Below are 18835 nucleotides of genomic sequence, written 5' to 3'. Positions count from 1 at the left end.
AAAAGGAGGAGATGAACATGAAAAAGCTGATAACCGCAGAAGACATCACAGCGATTGTCTCTGTAACCGATCCTCAATATGCCCCAGACGGCACCCGTGCCGCATACGTGCAGTCACAAGTGAATTCCGAGAAAGATTCGTATACATCAAATATATGGGTCTATGAAACGAAAAGCGGCGGGTCTGTTCCTTGGACACATGGAGAAAAGCGATGCACGGATCCAAGATGGTCTCCGGACGGGATCACGCTTGCCTTTATTTCTGATCGTGAAGGTGATGCAGCACAGCTGTATATCATGAGCGCTGAAGGCGGGGAAGCGAGAAAACTGACTAATATCCCGTATGGCGTGTCAAAGCCAATATGGTCCCCGGATGGTGAATCGATCCTTGTCACTGTCAGTTTGGGAGAGGGAGAAAGTATTAATGATCGTGAAAGCGGAGCCGGACAGCTTTGAACCTGTTGAAGTTCAAGGTCTAGCCTATAAACGGGACGGCAAAGGACTGACGAGAGGTGCGTATGCCCAGCTTGTGCTTGTCAGCGTGAAGTCTGGCGAAGTAAAGCAGTTGACAAATCACAAAGCCGATCATGGTGATCCTGCTTTTTCTCCTGATGGCAAATGGCTTGTTTTCTCAGCTAATTTGACTGAAACGGATGATGCCAGCAAGCCGCACGATGTCTGCATGATGTCGCTGGATACTGGAGATCTCAAGCAGATTACGTCTCATCGCGGCTCATTCGGACCAAGCTCATTTTCACCGGACGGAAGGTATCTTGCTTTGCTTGGACATGAAAAGGAATATCAGAATGCAACGTTCGAAAAGGCATGGCTCTATGATATGAAACAAGACAACCTTACATGTCTGACTGAAATGCTTGACGTTCATTTAGCAGATGCGCTCATTGGAGATTCACTGATCGGAGGTGCCGAACAGCGCCCGGTTTGGACGAAAGACAGCCAAGGGTTTTATGTCATTGGCACAGATCAAGGCAGTACGGGGATCTATTATATTTCGATTGAAGGCCTTGTGTATCCGATACGTCTCGAAAAAGAGTACATTAATAGTTTTTCCATTTCACCTGACGAACAACACTTTATTGCCAGTGTGACAAAGCCGGACAGACCAAGCGAGCTTTACAGCCTCCCGCTTGGGCAGGAAGAGAGACGGCTGACTGGTGCGAATGACAAGTTTGTCGGCGAGCATACGATTTCAATACCTGAAGATATTCAATATGTCACAGAAGACGGCGTGACGGTGAACGGCTGGCTGATAAAACCTGCACAGGCGGAAGGTGAAACATCATATCCTCTTATTCTCAACATACACGGCGGTCCGCACATGATGTACGGACATACATATTTTCATGAATTTCAGGTGCTGGCGGCGAAAGGGTACGCAGTGGTTTATGTCAATCCGAGAGGAAGCCACGGTTACGGGCAGGAATTTGTGAACGCCGTCAGAGGAGATTATGGAGGAAAGGATTATGAGGATGTGATGCAGGCTGTGGATGAGGCTATCAAAAGAGATCCACAGATTGATCCTGAACGGCTTGGTGTCACGGGCGGGAGCTACGGAGGCTTTATGACCAACTGGATCGTTGGACAGACGAACCGCTTTAAAGCTGCCGTCACCCAGCGCTCGATTTCAAACTGGATCAGCTTTCATGGCGTCAGTGATATCGGCTATTTCTTCACAGACTGGCAGCTAGAGCATGACATGTTTGCTGACACAGAAAAGCTCTGGGACCGTTCTCCTTTAAAATACGCAGCAAACGTGGAGACACCGCTTTTGATCCTGCATGGCGAGCGAGATGACCGGTGCCCGATCGAGCAGGCGGAGCAGCTATTTATCGCTTTGAAAAAAATGGACAAGGAAACCATGCTCGTCCGTTTTCCGAAAGCGTCGCACAATTTGTCACGCAGCGGTCATCCGGGACAGCGGATCAAGCGACTGAATTATATCAGCTCATGGTTTGATCAATATCTCTAATAAAAAAGCCAGGCTGATTAACTATCAGCCTGGCTGCTTTATTAAAAGACTTGTTCTACTTCAACGACACCCGGCACTTCTTCAAGAAGAGCGCGTTCAATTCCGGCTTTCAGCGTAATTGTTGAACTTGGGCAGCTGCCGCATGCGCCTAGAAGACGAAGCTTAACGATACCTTCATCTACGTCTACAAGCTCACAGTCACCGCCGTCACGAAGTAAAAACGGACGAAGTTTGTCCAGCACTTCCTGCACCTGTTCTTTCATTTCAACTTCAGTCATGACATTCGCTCCTTTCGTCGTCATAAAACCATTATATTCAGTGTAACAATAAAAATCTATTGTTTGGTTTGCAAAGTTGCTTTCCCTATTATAGCACATTCAGACTTGAACACAAAAACGGTTTTTTTCTATAAAAACGTCTTTTGGCTCTGTATACTGAAAGAAAGGACATACATAGAGAGAAGGAGGCGTTTACCTGTGACAAAACCAGTCATGCTCAGTGTGTACGGAGCAGAAACCGTTTGTGCAAGCTGTGTCAATATGCCGACGGCTAAGGATACATACGAGTGGCTCGAGGCTGCGCTGAAAAGAAAATATCCAAATCAGCCTTTTGCGATGCAATACATCGATATTTATGAGCCGCCTGACAATGAACATGCAAAAGAGCTTGCGGAAAAAATCAGAAATGACGAGTATTTTTATCCGCTTGTTCTTGTAGAAGACAAAATTGTTGGTGAAGGCAATCCAAAATTAAAAGACGTTTATGAGGAAATGGAGAAGCATGGGTATACAGAAAACCGCTGACAGGATCAGCGGTTCTTCTCTATCATTAACCATTATGGTGTTTGTACATCCACAGCAAGCCGGATTTCAACATACGCGGGACACGGCCGATCAGCGGGCGGTCAGCAACAAGACCGAAGCCGGCTTTTTTACCGAGTGAACCGAGAACGCCTTTCAGCTTGAACTGCGGCATTGATTCTGGAAGGGCTTCTCCATTCCAGCGTTTTTGCAAGATTTGGACAATCTGCTCTGCTTGAGCCTCTGCCAGCTGGGCGCTCGGTGCATGAGGGAGGCTGGCGCAATCGCCGACAACGTACAGATGTTCATCACCAGGAAGATTGTGATGAGGCGTTAATACGATACGCCCTTGTGCGTCCTTTTCAACATCTAAGTCTCTAACGACTTTGTTCGGCTGAATGCCAGCTGTCCACACGATGGCGTCTGCAGAAACCGGTTCATCGTGGTTATACACAACGCCTTCTTCAACTTTTGTGATATTTGCCCTGTTAATAATGCGGACACCGTGCTCTTCGAACCAATTTTGCACATATTTACTCAAACGCTCGGGAAAGCTTGATAAAATGAGATTACCGCGGTCGAACAAAATAATGTTCAGGTCATCACGGCTTTCTCTCAGTTCACTTGCAAGCTCAACGCCGCTTAAGCCCGCTCCGACAATGGCGACAGTGGCATTAGCGCTCAGGTTATTCAGCTTTTGATAGGTTTCGCGGGACTGATCGATGGTTTGAATGCTGTAGGTGAATTCAGGCGCTCCCGGCACGTTGTGATATTTGTCCTCACAGCCGAGCCCGATCACAGCGTCATCGTAAGAAATCGGTTCACGATCTTGGAACAGTACTTGTTTTTGTGCAATATCAATTGAAGAGATATCACCGTATTGGACATCCAGGCGAGGGTGCTCTGGGAATGACACTCTGATATGATGGTCAGAAATTGTGCCTGCGGCAAGGGCATAATATTCTGTTTTCAAGCAGTGATAAGGATTTCTGTCAATTAACGTGATTGAAACATCTTCAGGCAGCTGGTTTGGCAATAAGCGATGAAGAACACGCATGTTCCCGTAACCTCCGCCGATCAAGACCAATTTTTTCATTTGAATTCCCCTTTAATCCGAAGAGTATGATAGACACATTGAAGAAAATACGAACTATGTAAAATAACATCTAGAATTATATCGAATTTGATCTAAAATCACAATAATAGTTTGAAAATAACCTACAAATTAGCCTGAAAGTGCAAATTAGTAAAACGTTATTTGTGAAATGATATGTTACGATAATAATTTTTGAACAATCCGTTGTCTTTGACGAATGATAAAAAATTCGCGATAATGGACATATGTGAGGTGAAACCGCATGAATCCAATGATTGAATTTTGTGTCAGCAATCTGGCTCACGGCTCTCAGGAAGCCCGGGCGATTTTAGAGAAGGATCCCAACCTGGATGTCCTTGAATACGGCTGCTTAAGCTACTGCGGGACGTGCATGGAGTCGCTTTTCGCCCTTGTAAACGGAGAAGTCGTCATGGGTGAAACGCCTGCTGAGCTTGTTGAGAATATATATACATTTATTGAAGAAAATCCAATGTTTTAAATGAAAAGGGCCTGGACAGGCCCTTTTTTATTTTGCCGTACAAAAGAACTAAAAAAATGTGTAGACATCAAAAAATATTATTGTTATCGTATAAAAGATATTTTTTTAAATAAAATTTTAAGAGGTGTAGGTGTATTCATGAGTGTTCTGTGGGGACTGCTCGGCGCAGTTGCGATCATTGCTATCGCGTTTTTATTTTCAGAAAAGAAAAGCAATATTAAGATAAGAACCGTCATCGTTGGTTTATGCACACAGGTGGCGTTTGGATACATCGTGTTGAAATGGGAAGCGGGACGCGCTGTTTTTTTATGGTTTTCAAGCCGTGTACAGCTTCTGATTGATTATGCGAATGAAGGAATCAGCTTTATTTTTGGACCGCTTCTGAAAGTCGGCGACAGTCCTGCATTTGCATTAAGTGTACTGCCCGTTATCATTTTCTTCTCAGCACTGATTGCAGTTTTATATCATTTGAAAATCATGCAGCTTGTTTTCCGTGTCATTGGCGGCGGATTGTCGAAGCTCCTAGGGACAAGCAAAACGGAATCTCTTGCGGCTGCTGCTAATATTTTTGTAGGACAATCAGAATCTCCGTTAGTGATCAGACCCCTGATAGCCGGTCTGACGCGCTCTGAATTGTTCACGATTATGACGAGCGGTCTATCGGCTGTTGCGGGTTCGACCTTGTTTGGATACGCGCTACTCGGTATTCCGATTGAATACTTGCTTGCGGCCAGCTTTATGGCTGCTCCCGCGGGTCTTGTCTTTGGTAAATTGATTATTCCCGAAACTGAAAAGCCGCAAACCGTAAAAAGCGATTTTAAAATGGATGAAGGTGAAGGCGCAGCCAATGTCATTGACGCAGCTGCAAAGGGAGCTTCAACCGGACTGCAAATTGCCTTAAACGTTGGAGCGATGCTGCTTGCGTTCGTTGCATTAATCGCTGTAGTAAACGGTATTCTCGGCGGAGTATTCGGCTTGTTCGGTTTAAAAGGTGTCACATTAGAATCTCTTCTGGGTTATGTGTTTTCCCCAATCGCCTTTTTGATTGGTGTGCCTTGGCATGAAGCATTGCAGGCGGGAAGCTATATCGGCCAGAAATTGGTGCTTAATGAGTTTGTCGCTTATTCTAACTTCGGTCCGCACATCGGCGAGTTTTCTAAGAAAACCGCTACCATTATCAGTTTCGCGTTATGCGGATTCGCCAATTTTTCATCAATTGCGATAATGCTCGGTACGCTTGGCGGTTTAGCGCCTAGCCGCCGTTCGGATATCGCACGCCTCGGTCTGAAGGCTGTTCTTGCGGGAACATTAGCCAATCTGCTCAGCGCAGCCATTGCCGGCATGTTTATATAAACGATAAAAGCTCCTTGCGACAATGCAAGGAGCTTTTATGTATGAAAAACGGGGGATAATTGTATTGTGTCCGTTTATAATAGCTTTTATACTAAGAAAAAGAAAAAAAGTTGGAGGCACCTATGAACTCATTTCGATTTACCAAAATGCACGGCCTGGGAAACAGCTATATCTACGTGAATCAATTTGAAGAACAGCTTCCGGAAGAAAAACTGTCTGAGATTGCCGTTCAGGTTTCTTCTGTTTATACAGGGATCGGTTCCGACGGAATGATCCTGATATGCCCTTCAGATCAAGCGCCTGTCAAAATGCGGATTTTTAATAATGACGGGTCTGAAGGGAAAAACTGCGGCAACGGCCTGCGCTGCGTCGCAAAATACGCTTATGAGCATAAGCTGGTTGAGAAAACATCTTTTCTGATTGAAACCCTCTCCGGGCTTGTGAAAGCGGAGGTTCAAGTTGAAAATGGGAAAGTGAACGTGGTCACTGTCGATATGGGCGAACCGCGCCTGACAAAAAACGAGCTTCCGATGCTTGAAGGCGGAGAAGAGCACACGATCAATGAAACGATGACATTTGGTGAAGTTGAACTAACAGGCACTGCCGTTTCAATGGGAAATCCCCATATCGTTTTTCCGATCGCTGACATTGAACAGGCACCCCTGACGACACTGGGACCGGTGATTGAGAAAGATCCGAGATTTCCAGAAGGCATCAATGTAGAATTCGTCGAAACCGTGAATGAACATGAACTGCATTTCCGCGTCTGGGAACGGGGATCAGGCATTACTCAGGCATGCGGGACAGGAGCATGTGCAGCGGCCGTCGCATCTGTGTTAAATGGCGTATCAAAACGAAATCAGGACATCACGGTGCATTTAGCAGGCGGAGATCTAGTGATTAATTGGAAAGACAACGGCCATGTGATGATGACAGGGCCGGCTGAAACTGTTTGTGAGGGCGTCTATTTCTTGTAAAACACCTTGTTTGAGAATTGGACCAATCATGTTTATAATAAAAGACAACATCCGGTTTTTAAAAGGAGGTTTACAAAAATGAGCAACCCGGTAACAATTACAGAAGCAGCAGCTTTGCATATAAAAGATATGATGAAAGAGCATGAAGAAGAAAACGCGTTTCTGCGTGTCGGCGTCAAAGGAGGCGGCTGCAGCGGCCTTTCTTACGGCATGGGCTTTGAGCACGAAAAGGGCGAATCAGACAGCATGTTTGATCAGCACGGGATCGCTGTACTTGTTGATAAAGAAAGCCTTGACATCATGAACGGCACCGTGATTGATTATAAGCAATCCATGCTCGGCGGCGGCTTCACCATCGACAATCCAAATGCCATCGCTTCATGCGGCTGCGGTTCTTCTTTTAGAACAGCGACGAATACAGGTACACCTGAAGAGTGCTAACAACAGAAAACGGCAAGTCAAGCTGGGAACCGCTGACTTGCCGTTTTTTTATTTTTAACATTTATCCCCATTAAAAATCGAATTCTTCACAATCACATAATCCACATTGCGGATCGCGTCAAGTTTCGTTCCGCCTGCATAAGAAATAGAAGATTGAAGATCCTGTTCCATTTCAATCAGCGTATCCTTGATTGAGCCTTTATGTGCCACGTGCATTTTCTTGCCTTCTACATTTTTCTTTTCGCCTTTTTGGAACTCAGAGGCTGAGCCGAAGTACTCTTTGTATAGCATTCCGTCTTTTTCGACCGTTTGGCCTGGTGATTCTTCGTGTCCGGCAAATAGTGAACCGATCATGACCATCGTTGCGCCAAATCTGATTGATTTTGCGATGTCGCCATGTGTGCGGATGCCGCCATCCGCGATAATTGGTTTGCTGGCTGCTTTGGCACACCAGCGCAGCGCTGCTAATTGCCAGCCGCCTGTGCCGAAGCCGGTTTTGATTTTCGTAATACATACTTTTCCCGGTCCGATGCCAACTTTAGTGGCATCCGCTCCCGCATTTTCAAGTTCTCTGACCGCTTCCGGCGTTCCGACATTGCCAGCAATAACAAAGCTGTCCGGCAAATGTTTTTTAAGGTGCTGGATCATTTCAATGACCGCATTTGAATGGCCATGAGCGATATCAATTGTCACGTATTCAGGAGTCAGATTTGCTTCTGTCAGTTGGCGGACAAATTCATACTCCTCATCTTTGACGCCCACGCTGATAGAAGAGAATAATCCGCGTTCGTTCATATCTTTAATAAATTCAATTCGTGTTTCAGGTTCAAATCGGTGCATCACATAAAAGTAACCATTTTCGGCTAATTGAATGGCTAGTTTTTCATCTATAATCGTCTGCATATTGGCAGGAACGACGGGCAATTTAAATGTACGTCCGCCTAAACGTACGGATGTATCACATTCTGAACGGCTATTTACAATGCATTTTGCAGGAATTAGCTGAATATCTTCGTAATCAAATACATTTTCCATCATTTTCACTCCTAAAAACGAATATTTAAAAGAATACTATATGAAACGTTCGCCTTCTATAATGTACTCTGTTTTATTTAGGATGTCAAACGTTTTTATTTTCTTACAGGTATGTGCAAGTGCCGAAGCTTGTCATGCTCGGTGAGTTTGGGTATCATAGTCTTAACGAAAAGTCTTAGAGAGCGGATTAAAACGCGAATGATATACGTTCAGCAAAGCTTGGTCGTTCAGCACCAGGCTTTCTTTATGAGATGGACATGTGAAAGGAGCGAATGAGATGACGCAAAACGAAGGAAAAACACCGAAGTCCCAAAAGATCCAAGACCGCATTATCATGACAATGATCTGGATCGTCGCAGCCCTTGTGATTGCGCTGGTAATTGGAACTGCGATGAACTATCTAAATATCTTCAAATAAAAAAAAAAGGAGCTGTGTCGCTGACACAAACTCCTTTTTTATTACTTATTTTCAAAAAGACTTGTTGAGTGAAGAGGCTGTACGCGGGCTTTCGGATCCATGTAAGCCTTGGCGTTGTTCACTGCTGTCGGAGCCTCGCCGAAGCCGCTTGCGATCAGGTTGACTTTTCCTTCGTATGTGCAAATGTCACCTGCTGCAAAGAAGCCTTCGATATTTGTTTCCATTGTTGATTTGACGACAATAGAATTTTTCTCGATGTCTAGACCCCAGTTTTTGATCGGGCCAAGAGATGAAACGAAACCGTAGTTGACGATTAAGTCATCGATTTCTAAAATCTCTTTGCGGTCGCCTTTGACTTCTTCAAGCACAAGCTGTTCAATTTTGTCTTCTCCGATCAGCTCCGCAGGGACGAATGGTGTTAGGACATTAACCTTCGACGCATGAAGGTTTTCCACACTGTGCTCGTGCGCGCGGAACTTATCGCGGCGGTGAATGATGGATACTTCTTTTGCAATCGGCTCAAGCATAAGCGCCCAGTCAACCGCTGAATCTCCGCCTCCAAGAATCGCAACGCGTCTGCCGGCGAATTTTTGCAAATCGTCAACGAAGTAGTGAAGGTTTTTGCCTTCATACTGCTCGGCATTTTCAAGTTCCAGCTTTCTCGGTTTGAATGCGCCGTTTCCTGCAGTGATGATCACTGTTTTGGAGTAGTGGATTTCTTCATTTGTCACAAGCTTAAACACGCCGTCCGCTTGTTTTTCAACAGATTCAACCGCTTGCTCCAGGCAAATGGTTTGGTCGAATTTCGCCATTTGCTCTTTTAGGTTATTGATTAGCTCTTGTGCGCGGATTTTTGGGAAGCCCGCTACATCGTATATATATTTTTCAGGGTATAGGGCGCTAAGTTGTCCGCCGAGCTGAGGCAGGCTTTCGATAATTTTGACGCTTGCCTGTCTCATGCCTCCGTAAAAAGCGGTGAATAAGCCGACCGGTCCCCCGCCTATAATTGTAATATCATAAACCTTTGTATCCTCTCGCATACGAAAATTGCCTCCTAAATGAAAATTGTTATTAATTATACCATATTGCCGTTCAAATTGACGAGTCAGCAGAAAAAATGTAAGTGTATCGCGTGCGCACCCATTCTTGAAAATATTTCCGCAAGCCGATACGATGATAACCAAATGATTTGATCTTTTTCTGAATGTTTCTTGGGCCAGCCGGATAAATATAATAGTAGTGCTATGCGTGAGGACTTCACAAAAAACTTTTCAATATATTTCATAAAATCCCGCCAATAAGCTGAAGCTAACACAAATGATGATTTTATTATGCGTCTAACAAAAGCAAAAAAAAGAGAAGGTGGATGTGATGGCATTGAATAAGCCCAAAATCGTGATTTTAGGTGCTGGATATGGCGGATTGATGACGGTAACTAGGCTGACAAAGTTTGTCGGACCGAATGATGCTGATATTACGCTTGTGAATAAACACAATTATCATTATGAAACGACATGGATGCATGAAGCGAGCGCGGGTACGCTCCATCATGACCGCTGCCGTTATCAGATAAAAGATGTAATCAACCAGTCGCGGGTCAATTTTGTACAGGATACCGTAAAGGCAATCAAAATTGATGAGAAAAAAGTTGTGCTTGCGAATGGTGAGCTGCAGTACGATTATTTAGTCATCGGACTCGGCGCGGTGCCCGAAACGTTCGGTATTAAAGGTTTGAAAGAATATGCGTTTCCTATCGCCAACATCAACACGTCGCGTCTGCTGCGGGAACATATTGAGCTGCAGTTTGCGAGTTATCATACGGAAGCGGAAAAACGGCCGGACAGGTTAACGATCGTTGTAGGCGGAGCCGGATTTACGGGAATTGAATTTCTCGGCGAGCTGGCAGCCCGCGTGCCTGAGCTCTGCAAGGAGTATGACGTTGATAGGAGTCTCGTCCGCATTATTTGTGTAGAAGCAGCGCCGACCGTTTTGCCTGGCTTTGACCCTGAGCTTGTTGATTACGCCGTTCATTATCTGGAGGAAAATGGAGTTGAGTTTAAGATCGGCACGGCTGTACAAGAATGTACACCGGAAGGAGTCAGAGTCGGGAAAAAAGATGAAGAACCAGAGCAAATCAAATCGCAAACCGTAGTATGGGCGGCTGGTGTCCGAGGCCATCCGATTGTGGAGGAAGCCGGTTTTGAAAATATGCGCGGCCGGGTCAAAGTCAATCCTGACCTTCGCGCACCCGGACATGACAACGTCTTCATTCTCGGTGACAGCTCGCTATTTATGAATGAAGATACGGAGCGCCCGTATCCGCCGACTGCGCAAATTGCAATGCAGCAGGGAATAACGGTTGCCAAGAACCTTAGCAGGCTCATTAAAGGCGGAGAGCTTGAGCAATTCAAGCCGGACATTAAAGGAACGGTGGCTTCTCTTGGCGAGCATAACGCAGTTGGGGTCGTTTATGGCAGAAAGCTGAAAGGCACACCGGCTTCGTTTATGAAAAAAGTCATCGATAACCGCTCGCTGTTTTTGATCGGCGGACTCGGACTGACGCTGAAAAAAGGCAAGTTCAAGTTTTTCTAAAAACCCGCGGAAGCGGGTTTTCTTTATTAAAAAACGCCAAAATAAAAAGATAACGAGAGGAAAACAAGTATGTTTCCGCTTACATCAAAAGATTTGTCACATGATCTGACTTTATTATTGACAGCTTGATATGATATATTATCAGAAAATTAAGAAAAAAGGGGATGATCAGATGAAAACTGCATCGACAACCGCTTCACATGCATGCCCATTTTGCTCAGGGAAAGGGTATTTTCAATTGATCCTCGGCGGTTCAGAAACTTGTCCGTCTTGTCAGGGGACAGGAAAAGACAGTCATTCTTTTTCCAGACGTTGACTTTATTTCAGCCCCCGCGTTACACTAAAAACAACGCAGGGGGTGGGATAGGTTGATTAGTCTGCCAGTCGTAATCATCTCAATTGTTTTGTTTTTTGTCTTGTTTTTTGGAATCGGTTTCTTATTAAACATGCTGCTGAGAATGTCTTGGATTATGGCTGTGATTTATCCGATTGTATGCCTTTTCATTATCAGCAAGGAAAAGCTGATCAGCTATATCCAGTCGCCGGGAGAATCCTTTGCCGGCCTGTTTCATCGTATCGTATCTTTAGCTGCTGCTGATGTGCTGATTTTAGCCAGCGGTTTGGCTGGCGCCATCGTGTCGGGTATAGCGATCAACATGCTCAGAAAAAGAGGATATCAAATGTTTTAAATGCCGCTTTCTTCTAAAGAAAGCTTTTTTTGTGCTTTCTGCTCATTCACCATTTTGAATATTGCTCTGTCCAATTGGGAACAATGATTCGGAGGAGAGGTGAATGATATTGATTATGATCAGACGTTTGCTGATGACCTGTTTATTTCTGCTTGCATTTGGCACAACATTTTTATCAGTGTCAGGAATCGAAGCGAAGGACTTGTCAAAATGGGTGCAGGAACATCAAGAAAAGCACTTGAAGCATGCAGGACTGACATTAAAATCATTGCAGCAGAAAAAAACACAAACCATGTCAGCGGCCAAGGATAAAACAAAACCGTTAGAAGAAGCGTTTGACTGGAACGAGTATCCGGTTCAAAGAGTAACAGCAACAGGGTACACAGCAGGAGCTGAATCGACGGGTAAACAGCCCGGCGATCCATTATACGGGCTTACATATTCAGGTGTGAAAGTGAAACGGGATTTGTACTCCACTGTTGCCGCTGATCCATCCGTTTTCCCGATCGGCACGATTTTATTCATTCCGAACTACGGTCTCGGAGTTGTGGCCGACACAGGATCAGCTATTAAGGGAAACCGCCTTGATCTGTACTTTGAAACCGTCAAAGATGTGTACAATGAATGGGGCAAAAAAACCCTTGATGTATATGTGATTAAAAAGGGAACGGGAAAGGTCACCGAGGATGAGCTTGAGAAGCTCAATGAAACAAAATCTTTGCAGGTGTTCAGAAATCAATATAAAACTGTGAAAGAATAAAACGCTCCAGCAAAAGCTGGAGCGTTTTTTACATGAAAAAGTAAGCGAGTATCAATGTCAGAAAAATACCTGTTAAGCCTCCGAAAAAAACCTCGATCGGCTGATGTCCGAGAAGCTCTTTCAGCTTTTTTTGCTTTTCTTTATCTTCAGCTTTCGGGAAGTCCTTTGCTTCATTTACGAAGCGGTTAAAATCAATGACAAGCTTATTGATGACTGTTGCCTGTTCACCGGCGTGACGTCTGACGCCAGTTGCGTCAAACATGGTAATGACGGCGAAAATGGCAGAAACCGCAAAGAGTGAGGAGCCTAATCCATGCTCCAAGGCTACGCCTGTAGAAAGCGCAGTGACCGCTGCGGAGTGAGAGCTCGGCATGCCGCCTGTGCTTGTGACCAGCGACCAGTCCAGTTTTCTGGACACGATAAACTGTATGGGCACTTTGATGACCTGAGCAAAAATAATTGCGGCCAGGCTTGATAATAAAGGAAAATTCATTAAAAGTTCCATCGGCGACATCCTTTCTATTTAAAAAATCCTTCGTGTTTCAAAAGAAAAAAGCAAGTCTTAGACTGTTGTTTGATAAAATAAGTGTAATGGAAAGAATGTTTTTCCTATTATACCATTGTTCAATACAAATACCCATTACGTTAGGAGTGTAAGCTTCATGTTTTATGCGGTTCAGCAATTAGAGCATACAGAAACCCTTGTAGTCGGGCTTTTTCAAAAAAGCCAGCTGACAGGCAAAGCATTGGAAATTGATGAAATGCTGCAGGGCCATCTGACACAGCTTTTGAAAGATGGTGATGTCTCTTCAAAACCGAATCAAGTATCAAAAGTATTCCCTCCATCTTCTGCAGGTATGAAACGGATTTATTTCGTTGGTTTGGGGAGAGAAGCAAATTATTCGTTTGAACAGGCGAAGGAACGTTTTGCTCATATTTTTCAAGCCATTCATAAAGACCGAAGACAAGAAGCAGCTGTCCTGCTTGACACATTTATTTCTGAAGACGTGCCTCCAGCCGATGCCGCTCACGCTTTAGCTGAGAGCTGCCTGCTTGCTTCCTATGAGGTGCAGGATTATAAGCACAAATCAAATGAGCCTGATAAACAAATTGAAGCTGTGTATGCTGTCACAGATGAAGATACTCAGGAAGTGCAGGCGGGACTTCGTGTCGGGCAGGCATACGGGCAAGGGGCAAATTCCGCAAGAACGCTTGTGAATATGCCGGGAAACATGCTGACAGCGACTGACCTCGCTTCTTATGCAGAAGAGCTTGCGGCGAAATATGATTTTGAGTGTGAGATATTGGAGAAATCAGAGATGGAAGAGCTCGGCATGGGCGGAATACTTGCGGTAAACCAGGGTTCGACCGAACCGCCCAAAATGATTGTTTTGAAGTATCAGGGCAAAAAAGATTGGGAAGACGTTGTCGGACTTGTCGGAAAAGGGATTACCTTTGACACAGGCGGATACTCCATTAAAACGAAATCTGGAATAGTCGGTATGAAATCTGATATGGGAGGAGCAGCAGCGGTTCTCGGGGCAATGGAAACCATCGGAGAGCTTCGTCCCGAGCAAAACGTGCTGGCTGTTATTCCGTCAACCGATAATATGATCTCCGGCGGGGCGATGAAGCCTGATGATGTCATCGTATCATTAAGCGGAAAAACGATTGAAATCCTCAATACGGATGCTGAAGGAAGACTTGTGCTAGCAGATGGCATTACATACGCGAAACAGCATGGCGCTTCAGTTCTTGTTGATGTGGCTACGCTTACCGGCGGAGTCGTTGTGGCATTAGGAACAGAAACGACAGGCGCTATGACAAATGACCAAAGCTTTTATCAGCAGGTAGCTGATGCTGCGGAAGAGTGCGGCGAGGCCATCTGGCAGCTGCCGATAACAGAGAAGGATAAAAAGCGCGTGAAAAGCAGCCAAATGGCAGATCTCAGCAATTCACCGGGGCGCGAAGGACATGCGATTATGGCGGGAACATTTCTTGGTGAATTTGCTGAAACAACGCCTTGGGTTCATCTTGATATTGCAGGTACAGCGACTTCCAATAAAGCAACCTGCTTCGGGCCGTCCGGGGCTACCGGTGTAATGGCCAGAACACTGGCCACACTTGCGGAACGATTTACTTTGGAAGAAGATAAAGGTGAATAATGTTAAATCCCTGCTGCGGAATGCAGCGGGGATTTTTTCTTCCAAAATCTTTAGTTGACTAAAGTGTATCGGTTATGATACGATACGTTCGTACTTTATTTATCTACTACATTAGCAAACTAAAGGATTTTTGGAGGGGTATCATGAATGCAGTCGTCATCGCGGTGCTGCTTATGCTTGTCTTAAGCCTGCTGCGTGTCAATATTGTTATCGCATTAATTATAGGCGCTCTGGCCGGCGGGCTAACAGGCGGGCTCGGTCTTGGCGAAACGGTTAAAGCTTTTACTGACGGACTCGGAGGAAATGCCACCGTTGCAGTCAGCTATGCCATGCTAGGCGCGTTTGCTGCGGCTTTAACGAAAACGGGCCTTCCGGACGCAATGGTGGAAGCCTCCGTTAAATTAATCGGAAATAAAGAAGACACTCGTAAAAAAGCACTGTCCAAAGTGCTGATTGTACTGATTATTTTAATTATATCTTGTTTTTCGCAAAACGTGGTTCCGGTTCACATCGCATTTATCCCGGTGTTGATTCCGCCGCTTTTGAAAATCTTTAATGAACTTGAAATGGACCGCCGTCTGATCGCATGTGTGATTACATTCGGTTTAACGGCGCCTTATATTTTAGTGCCGGTCGGTTTCGGCCAAATCTTCCAAGGCATGCTCAAGGATAATATGGCAGATGCCGGATTAAACGTATCTCTCGGTGATATTCCTTACGCCTTAATGATTCCCGTTGCGGGTATGGTTGTAGGTCTGATTATATCAATCATTGTATTCCGTAAACCTAAAACATACGAAACAAAAGAAATATCTGGTACGAATCCTTCTCCATATACGAAAAAAAGCCTGGCTATCGCGGTGCTTGCCATCGCAGTGTCACTCGGCGTCCAGCTTTACTTATCTCAGACTTTGGGAGTAGAAGGGATGATTATGGGGGCGCTGGCAGGTCTGATTATCCTGTTTGTCAGCGGTGTGATGAAGCGTGATGAAGCGGACTCACTGATTACTGACGGAATGGTCATGATGGCCTTTATCGGTTTTGTTATGCTCGTTGCTGCCGGATTTTCAAATGTATTGACGAAAACGGGAGATGTCGAGTCACTGGTCAAAACAGCAGCTGGCATTATGGGGCACAGTCAGTTAGTGGGCGCATTGCTGATGCTCATTGTCGGCTTGTTCATTACAATGGGGATCGGTTCATCTTTTGCGACAATTCCAGTTATTACAACGATCTTTGTGCCTCTTTGCATGCAGCTCGGATTCAGCCCGATGGCAACGGTTGCGATTATCGGAGCAGCAGCTGCGCTAGGCGATGCCGGTTCACCTGCCAGCGATAGTACTCTTGGACCGACTTCAGGTTTAAGTGCAGACGGCCAGCATCACCACATTTGGGATACTTGTGTGCCGACATTTTTATTTTATAATATCCCGCTTATCATATTTGGCTGGGTTGCGGCGCTTGTTTTATAGGAAAAAGGCTCTCCTTTACTAGGGGAGCCTTTTCTCGTTATGATAAAAAAACCGTCCAATAGAACGGTTTTTATGTGGAAGATATGTGATTTCGGTTAAAGCCGGTTGCTTTATGAATAGAGCGGTAGATCGCAGGCGCTATAGACGCCAGTATCACAGCCATCACCGTGTCTTTTACCATAAACCAGGTCATAAAGCCCCAAGCCGTACCGTAGCTTACTGGCGTATGAATCCACAGCTTCAGTGCAAGATACATATAGGTAGTGCCGATGATATACATGATGGCTGTTCCGATAAGAGAAGCAATCAGAAATCGGATTTTACTCGGCTGAATTTTGCGTTCTAAGAACCATCCAGCTGCAAATGCTGCAGGGATGTATGAGATAATAAATCCGCCGCTTTTTCCCGCAAACGGTGCGAAGCCCGCTGAAAATTGAGCAAACACAGGCGCTCCTGCCAATCCGACAAGCGCATATACAATCATGGCAATACCTGCTCGTTTGCTGCCGAGAAGCAAGGCTGCCAAGAGACAGAAAAACGGTTGCATCGACAGCGGAATGCCGGCTACTTGTAAAAAGGGTGCCACTGATGTAATGTTGGCGCCGACGGCCATAAGTGCGGCGAACATGCCAATCAGCGCCATATCTCCCGCACGAAGTTTATGGTGTTTCATTGTTGTTCCCCCTTAGGTTTACATACACAATCATAGAGTAATAAAGAACGGAAAGATTGTCAACATGATTTTAAGTAAGGTTAACAAAAGGAGGGTTCTGTATGTATTTCGGAAAAATAAAACAATCCGATCAATCTGGGAGAGTCCCGCCAAATCAAAACGTCACAACCTCTTTTCCTGTGCTTCATACGGGAAATGTCCCATATTACGAGGATATGGCCAAATGGAATCTTCAAGTGTACGGATTGGTTGATCACCCGATGCTGTTAAGCTTTGAAGATGTCAAAGCCTTTCCTCAGTACGAATCGAAAAATGACATCCATTGCGTCACTGGCTGGTCACGGCTTGATAATGTGTGGCAAGGCGTGCGTGCTCGTGATATAGCGGAAAAAGCGGGTGTTAAAGATGAAGCGGGCTACGTCATTTTACATGCAGAAGAGGGCTGGACGACCAATCTGCCGCTCGATGATTTTTTGGCAGAAACCTCACTTCTGGCTTATGCGCATAATGGCGAGCCGTTAACGCCTGAACATGGCTTCCCGCTGCGAGGCGTGTTTCCGCATCTGTATTTTTGGAAAAGCGCTAAGTGGCTGCGCGGCATCCAATTTACAAAAGAGAATCACCCCGGCTTTTGGGAGCAGAACGGCTATCACATGAGAGGCGATCCGTGGCAAAATCAAAGGTTTACATGGGATTAAGGTTCTATTTCAAACAGGACAATCTGCATCTTTTCAGGTTTTTATTTCCATATTGGTAGTCTTCAGGTACCTTATTTGATGAAGGTGCCTTTTTTATTAAGGAAAAAGTTGACTTTCTCTGGAAGAAAACCTATTATTTGAGGTGTCTAGATGATAGTGAAAATCATTATCATATATTGTGATTTAGTTTAAGGAGAGGAATGTCGTACTGCATGAATGAGAAAACAGATCGGGCGAAAGGCGGGACACAAAACGCATTTACCATTCCTGGTACGGAAGTGCGTAGGATGTCTTCACGCAATGAGAACCGTGCCTATCAAATTTTTATCTCGAAACCGAGTACGCCGCCGCCGCCCGCTGGTTATCCGGTCATTTATCTGCTGGATGCCAATTCTGTCTTCGGAACGATGGCAGAAGCTGTTCGAATACAGGGGCGCCGTCCAGAAAAAACCGGGGTGATCCCTGCTGTAATCGTCGGCATTGGCTATGAGACAGCAGAACCGTTCTCTTCAGCGCGTCACCGGGATTTTACAATGCCGACAGCTCAATCGAAATTGCCGAAAAGGCCCGATGGAAAAGATTGGCCGGAGCATGGCGGAGCAGAGGGCTTTTTCAGATTTATTGAGGAGGATCTAAAACCGCAGATAGAACGAGATTATCAAATTGACAGAAACAGACAAACGATCTTTGGACACTCACTTGGCGGGCTGTTCGTGCTGCAGGTGCTGTTAACAAAGCCGGATGCGTTTCAAACGTATATTGCGGGAAGTCCGTCCATTCATTGGAATAAACCGTTTATTCTTGAGAAAGCGGACCATTTCGCCTCCCGCTTCAAGAAAAACAATCAACCTATCAATCTCCTGCTTGCGGCAGGAGAATTGGAGCAGCATCATAAAAGCCGGATGAACGATAATGCGAGAGAGCTTTACGAGCGGCTGGCCGTTTTATCAGAACAAGGCGTACGGGCAGAATTTTGCGAGTTTTCAGGAGAAGGACATATTTCGGTTCTTCCTATTTTGGTCAGCCGGGCGCTGCGTTTTGCGCTTCATCCCGACGGACCGCATATGTCAGTGGGCTGAGACATTCTCAGCCTTGCTTCTAAAAATAAAATATTCGTCACTGAAATTATATTTGACTGTCACATGACATTTGGATATGATTATTTTTATAATTGATAA

20 protein-coding genes and 1 pseudogene are annotated in these 18835 nt (G+C 45.2%); 15 read left to right on the top strand and 6 right to left on the bottom strand.

Annotated features, from left to right (window positions below):
* Positions 1–17 precede the first annotated feature (17 nt).
* Positions 18–1989: pseudogene (locus M0696_RS16215) on the top strand (S9 family peptidase).
* Positions 1990–2030: 41 nt separating this feature from the next.
* On the opposite strand, the gene M0696_RS16210 reads toward M0696_RS16215, so the two are convergent.
* Positions 2031–2366, bottom strand: coding sequence for a NifU family protein (locus M0696_RS16210; RefSeq protein WP_010886606.1), 336 nt, complete (start codon positions 2364–2366; stop codon positions 2031–2033).
* Between the two features lie 99 nt (positions 2367–2465).
* Between M0696_RS16210 and M0696_RS16205 the strand changes: the two genes are divergently transcribed.
* Complete coding sequence (locus M0696_RS16205) at positions 2466–2792, top strand: YuzD family protein (protein WP_102702869.1); 327 nt, start codon at positions 2466–2468, stop codon at positions 2790–2792.
* 25 nt (positions 2793–2817) lie between these two features.
* Here the strand turns inward: M0696_RS16205 and M0696_RS16200 are convergent, their stop codons facing one another.
* Complete coding sequence (locus M0696_RS16200; RefSeq protein ID WP_222141967.1) at positions 2818–3885, bottom strand: NAD(P)/FAD-dependent oxidoreductase; 1068 nt, start codon at positions 3883–3885, stop codon at positions 2818–2820.
* Positions 3886–4147: 262 nt separating this feature from the next.
* Here M0696_RS16200 and M0696_RS16195 point away from each other — a divergent pair, with 262 nt between their 5' ends.
* From M0696_RS16195 to M0696_RS16180, 4 genes are all read left to right on the top strand, one after another.
* Positions 4148–4384 carry a YuzB family protein gene (locus M0696_RS16195; RefSeq protein ID WP_003222913.1) on the top strand — a complete coding sequence of 79 codons (237 nt, stop codon included), beginning with the start codon at positions 4148–4150 and terminating at the stop codon, positions 4382–4384.
* A 138-nt stretch (positions 4385–4522) separates the two neighbouring features.
* Positions 4523–5737: a NupC/NupG family nucleoside CNT transporter gene (locus M0696_RS16190; RefSeq protein ID WP_166848772.1), complete on the top strand. Its 1215-nt coding sequence runs from the start codon at positions 4523–4525 to the stop codon at positions 5735–5737.
* Between the two features lie 122 nt (positions 5738–5859).
* Entirely contained in the window at positions 5860–6714 is an 855-nt protein-coding gene (gene dapF, locus M0696_RS16185) for a diaminopimelate epimerase (RefSeq protein ID WP_166848775.1), read from the top strand.
* 78 nt (positions 6715–6792) lie between these two features.
* Entirely contained in the window at positions 6793–7155 is a 363-nt protein-coding gene (locus M0696_RS16180) for a HesB/IscA family protein (RefSeq protein ID WP_166848776.1), read from the top strand.
* Between the two features lie 54 nt (positions 7156–7209).
* Here M0696_RS16180 and guaC read toward each other — a convergent pair whose 3' ends face one another.
* Positions 7210–8190, bottom strand: coding sequence for a GMP reductase (gene guaC / locus M0696_RS16175; RefSeq protein WP_248602780.1), 981 nt, complete (start codon positions 8188–8190; stop codon positions 7210–7212).
* 277 nt (positions 8191–8467) lie between these two features.
* Here guaC and M0696_RS16170 point away from each other — a divergent pair, with 277 nt between their 5' ends.
* Positions 8468–8608, top strand: coding sequence for a hypothetical protein (locus tag M0696_RS16170; RefSeq protein ID WP_019715591.1), 141 nt, complete (start codon positions 8468–8470; stop codon positions 8606–8608).
* A 41-nt stretch (positions 8609–8649) separates the two neighbouring features.
* Here the strand turns inward: M0696_RS16170 and yumC are convergent, their stop codons facing one another.
* Positions 8650–9648 (bottom strand): ferredoxin--NADP reductase 2, encoded by a 999-nt coding sequence (gene yumC / locus M0696_RS16165; RefSeq protein ID WP_010329948.1) that lies wholly within the window; start codon positions 9646–9648, stop codon positions 8650–8652.
* A gap of 331 nt (positions 9649–9979) precedes the next feature.
* On the opposite strand from yumC, the gene M0696_RS16160 reads away from it, so the two are divergent.
* The 4 genes from M0696_RS16160 to spsC all read left to right on the top strand — a co-directional run bounded on the left by M0696_RS16160 (position 9980) and on the right by spsC (position 12649).
* Positions 9980–11200, top strand: coding sequence for an NAD(P)/FAD-dependent oxidoreductase (locus M0696_RS16160; RefSeq protein WP_248602159.1), 1221 nt, complete (start codon positions 9980–9982; stop codon positions 11198–11200).
* 172 nt (positions 11201–11372) lie between these two features.
* A complete protein-coding gene (locus M0696_RS16155; RefSeq protein WP_166848785.1) occupies positions 11373–11516 on the top strand; it encodes a YuiA family protein in 144 nt (47 codons plus the stop codon).
* Positions 11517–11568: 52 nt separating this feature from the next.
* Entirely contained in the window at positions 11569–11889 is a 321-nt protein-coding gene (locus M0696_RS16150) for a YuiB family protein (RefSeq protein WP_166848788.1), read from the top strand.
* Between the two features lie 103 nt (positions 11890–11992).
* Positions 11993–12649 carry a stationary phase survival protein SpsC gene (spsC, locus tag M0696_RS16145; protein ID WP_166848791.1) on the top strand — a complete coding sequence of 219 codons (657 nt, stop codon included), beginning with the start codon at positions 11993–11995 and terminating at the stop codon, positions 12647–12649.
* A gap of 28 nt (positions 12650–12677) precedes the next feature.
* Here the strand turns inward: spsC and M0696_RS16140 are convergent, their stop codons facing one another.
* On the bottom strand, positions 12678–13154 hold the full coding sequence (locus M0696_RS16140) for a divergent PAP2 family protein (RefSeq protein WP_166848794.1): 477 nt from the start codon (positions 13152–13154) through the stop codon (positions 12678–12680).
* 157 nt (positions 13155–13311) lie between these two features.
* Here M0696_RS16140 and M0696_RS16135 point away from each other — a divergent pair, with 157 nt between their 5' ends.
* Positions 13312–14814 carry a leucyl aminopeptidase gene (locus tag M0696_RS16135; RefSeq protein ID WP_248602158.1) on the top strand — a complete coding sequence of 501 codons (1503 nt, stop codon included), beginning with the start codon at positions 13312–13314 and terminating at the stop codon, positions 14812–14814.
* Positions 14815–14957: 143 nt separating this feature from the next.
* Positions 14958–16286, top strand: a complete 1329-nt coding sequence (locus tag M0696_RS16130) for a Na+/H+ antiporter family protein (protein ID WP_166848800.1) — start codon at positions 14958–14960, stop codon at positions 16284–16286.
* Between the two features lie 70 nt (positions 16287–16356).
* Here the strand turns inward: M0696_RS16130 and M0696_RS16125 are convergent, their stop codons facing one another.
* Positions 16357–16959: a biotin transporter BioY gene (locus M0696_RS16125; RefSeq protein ID WP_222141961.1), complete on the bottom strand. Its 603-nt coding sequence runs from the start codon at positions 16957–16959 to the stop codon at positions 16357–16359.
* A 101-nt stretch (positions 16960–17060) separates the two neighbouring features.
* Here M0696_RS16125 and M0696_RS16120 point away from each other — a divergent pair, with 101 nt between their 5' ends.
* Both M0696_RS16120 and besA read left to right on the top strand, forming a co-directional pair.
* On the top strand, positions 17061–17657 hold the full coding sequence (locus tag M0696_RS16120) for a sulfite oxidase-like oxidoreductase (RefSeq protein WP_222141960.1): 597 nt from the start codon (positions 17061–17063) through the stop codon (positions 17655–17657).
* A 212-nt stretch (positions 17658–17869) separates the two neighbouring features.
* Complete coding sequence (gene besA, locus M0696_RS16115) at positions 17870–18736, top strand: ferri-bacillibactin esterase BesA (protein WP_166848809.1); 867 nt, start codon at positions 17870–17872, stop codon at positions 18734–18736.
* Positions 18737–18835: the final 99 nt, after the last annotated feature.

The organism is Bacillus rugosus (assembly GCF_023238245.1).
Classification (GTDB): domain Bacteria; phylum Bacillota; class Bacilli; order Bacillales; family Bacillaceae; genus Bacillus; species Bacillus rugosus.
The sequence above is the reverse complement of the archived record's forward strand: the minus strand, read 5'-3'. Positions and strand labels throughout refer to the sequence as shown.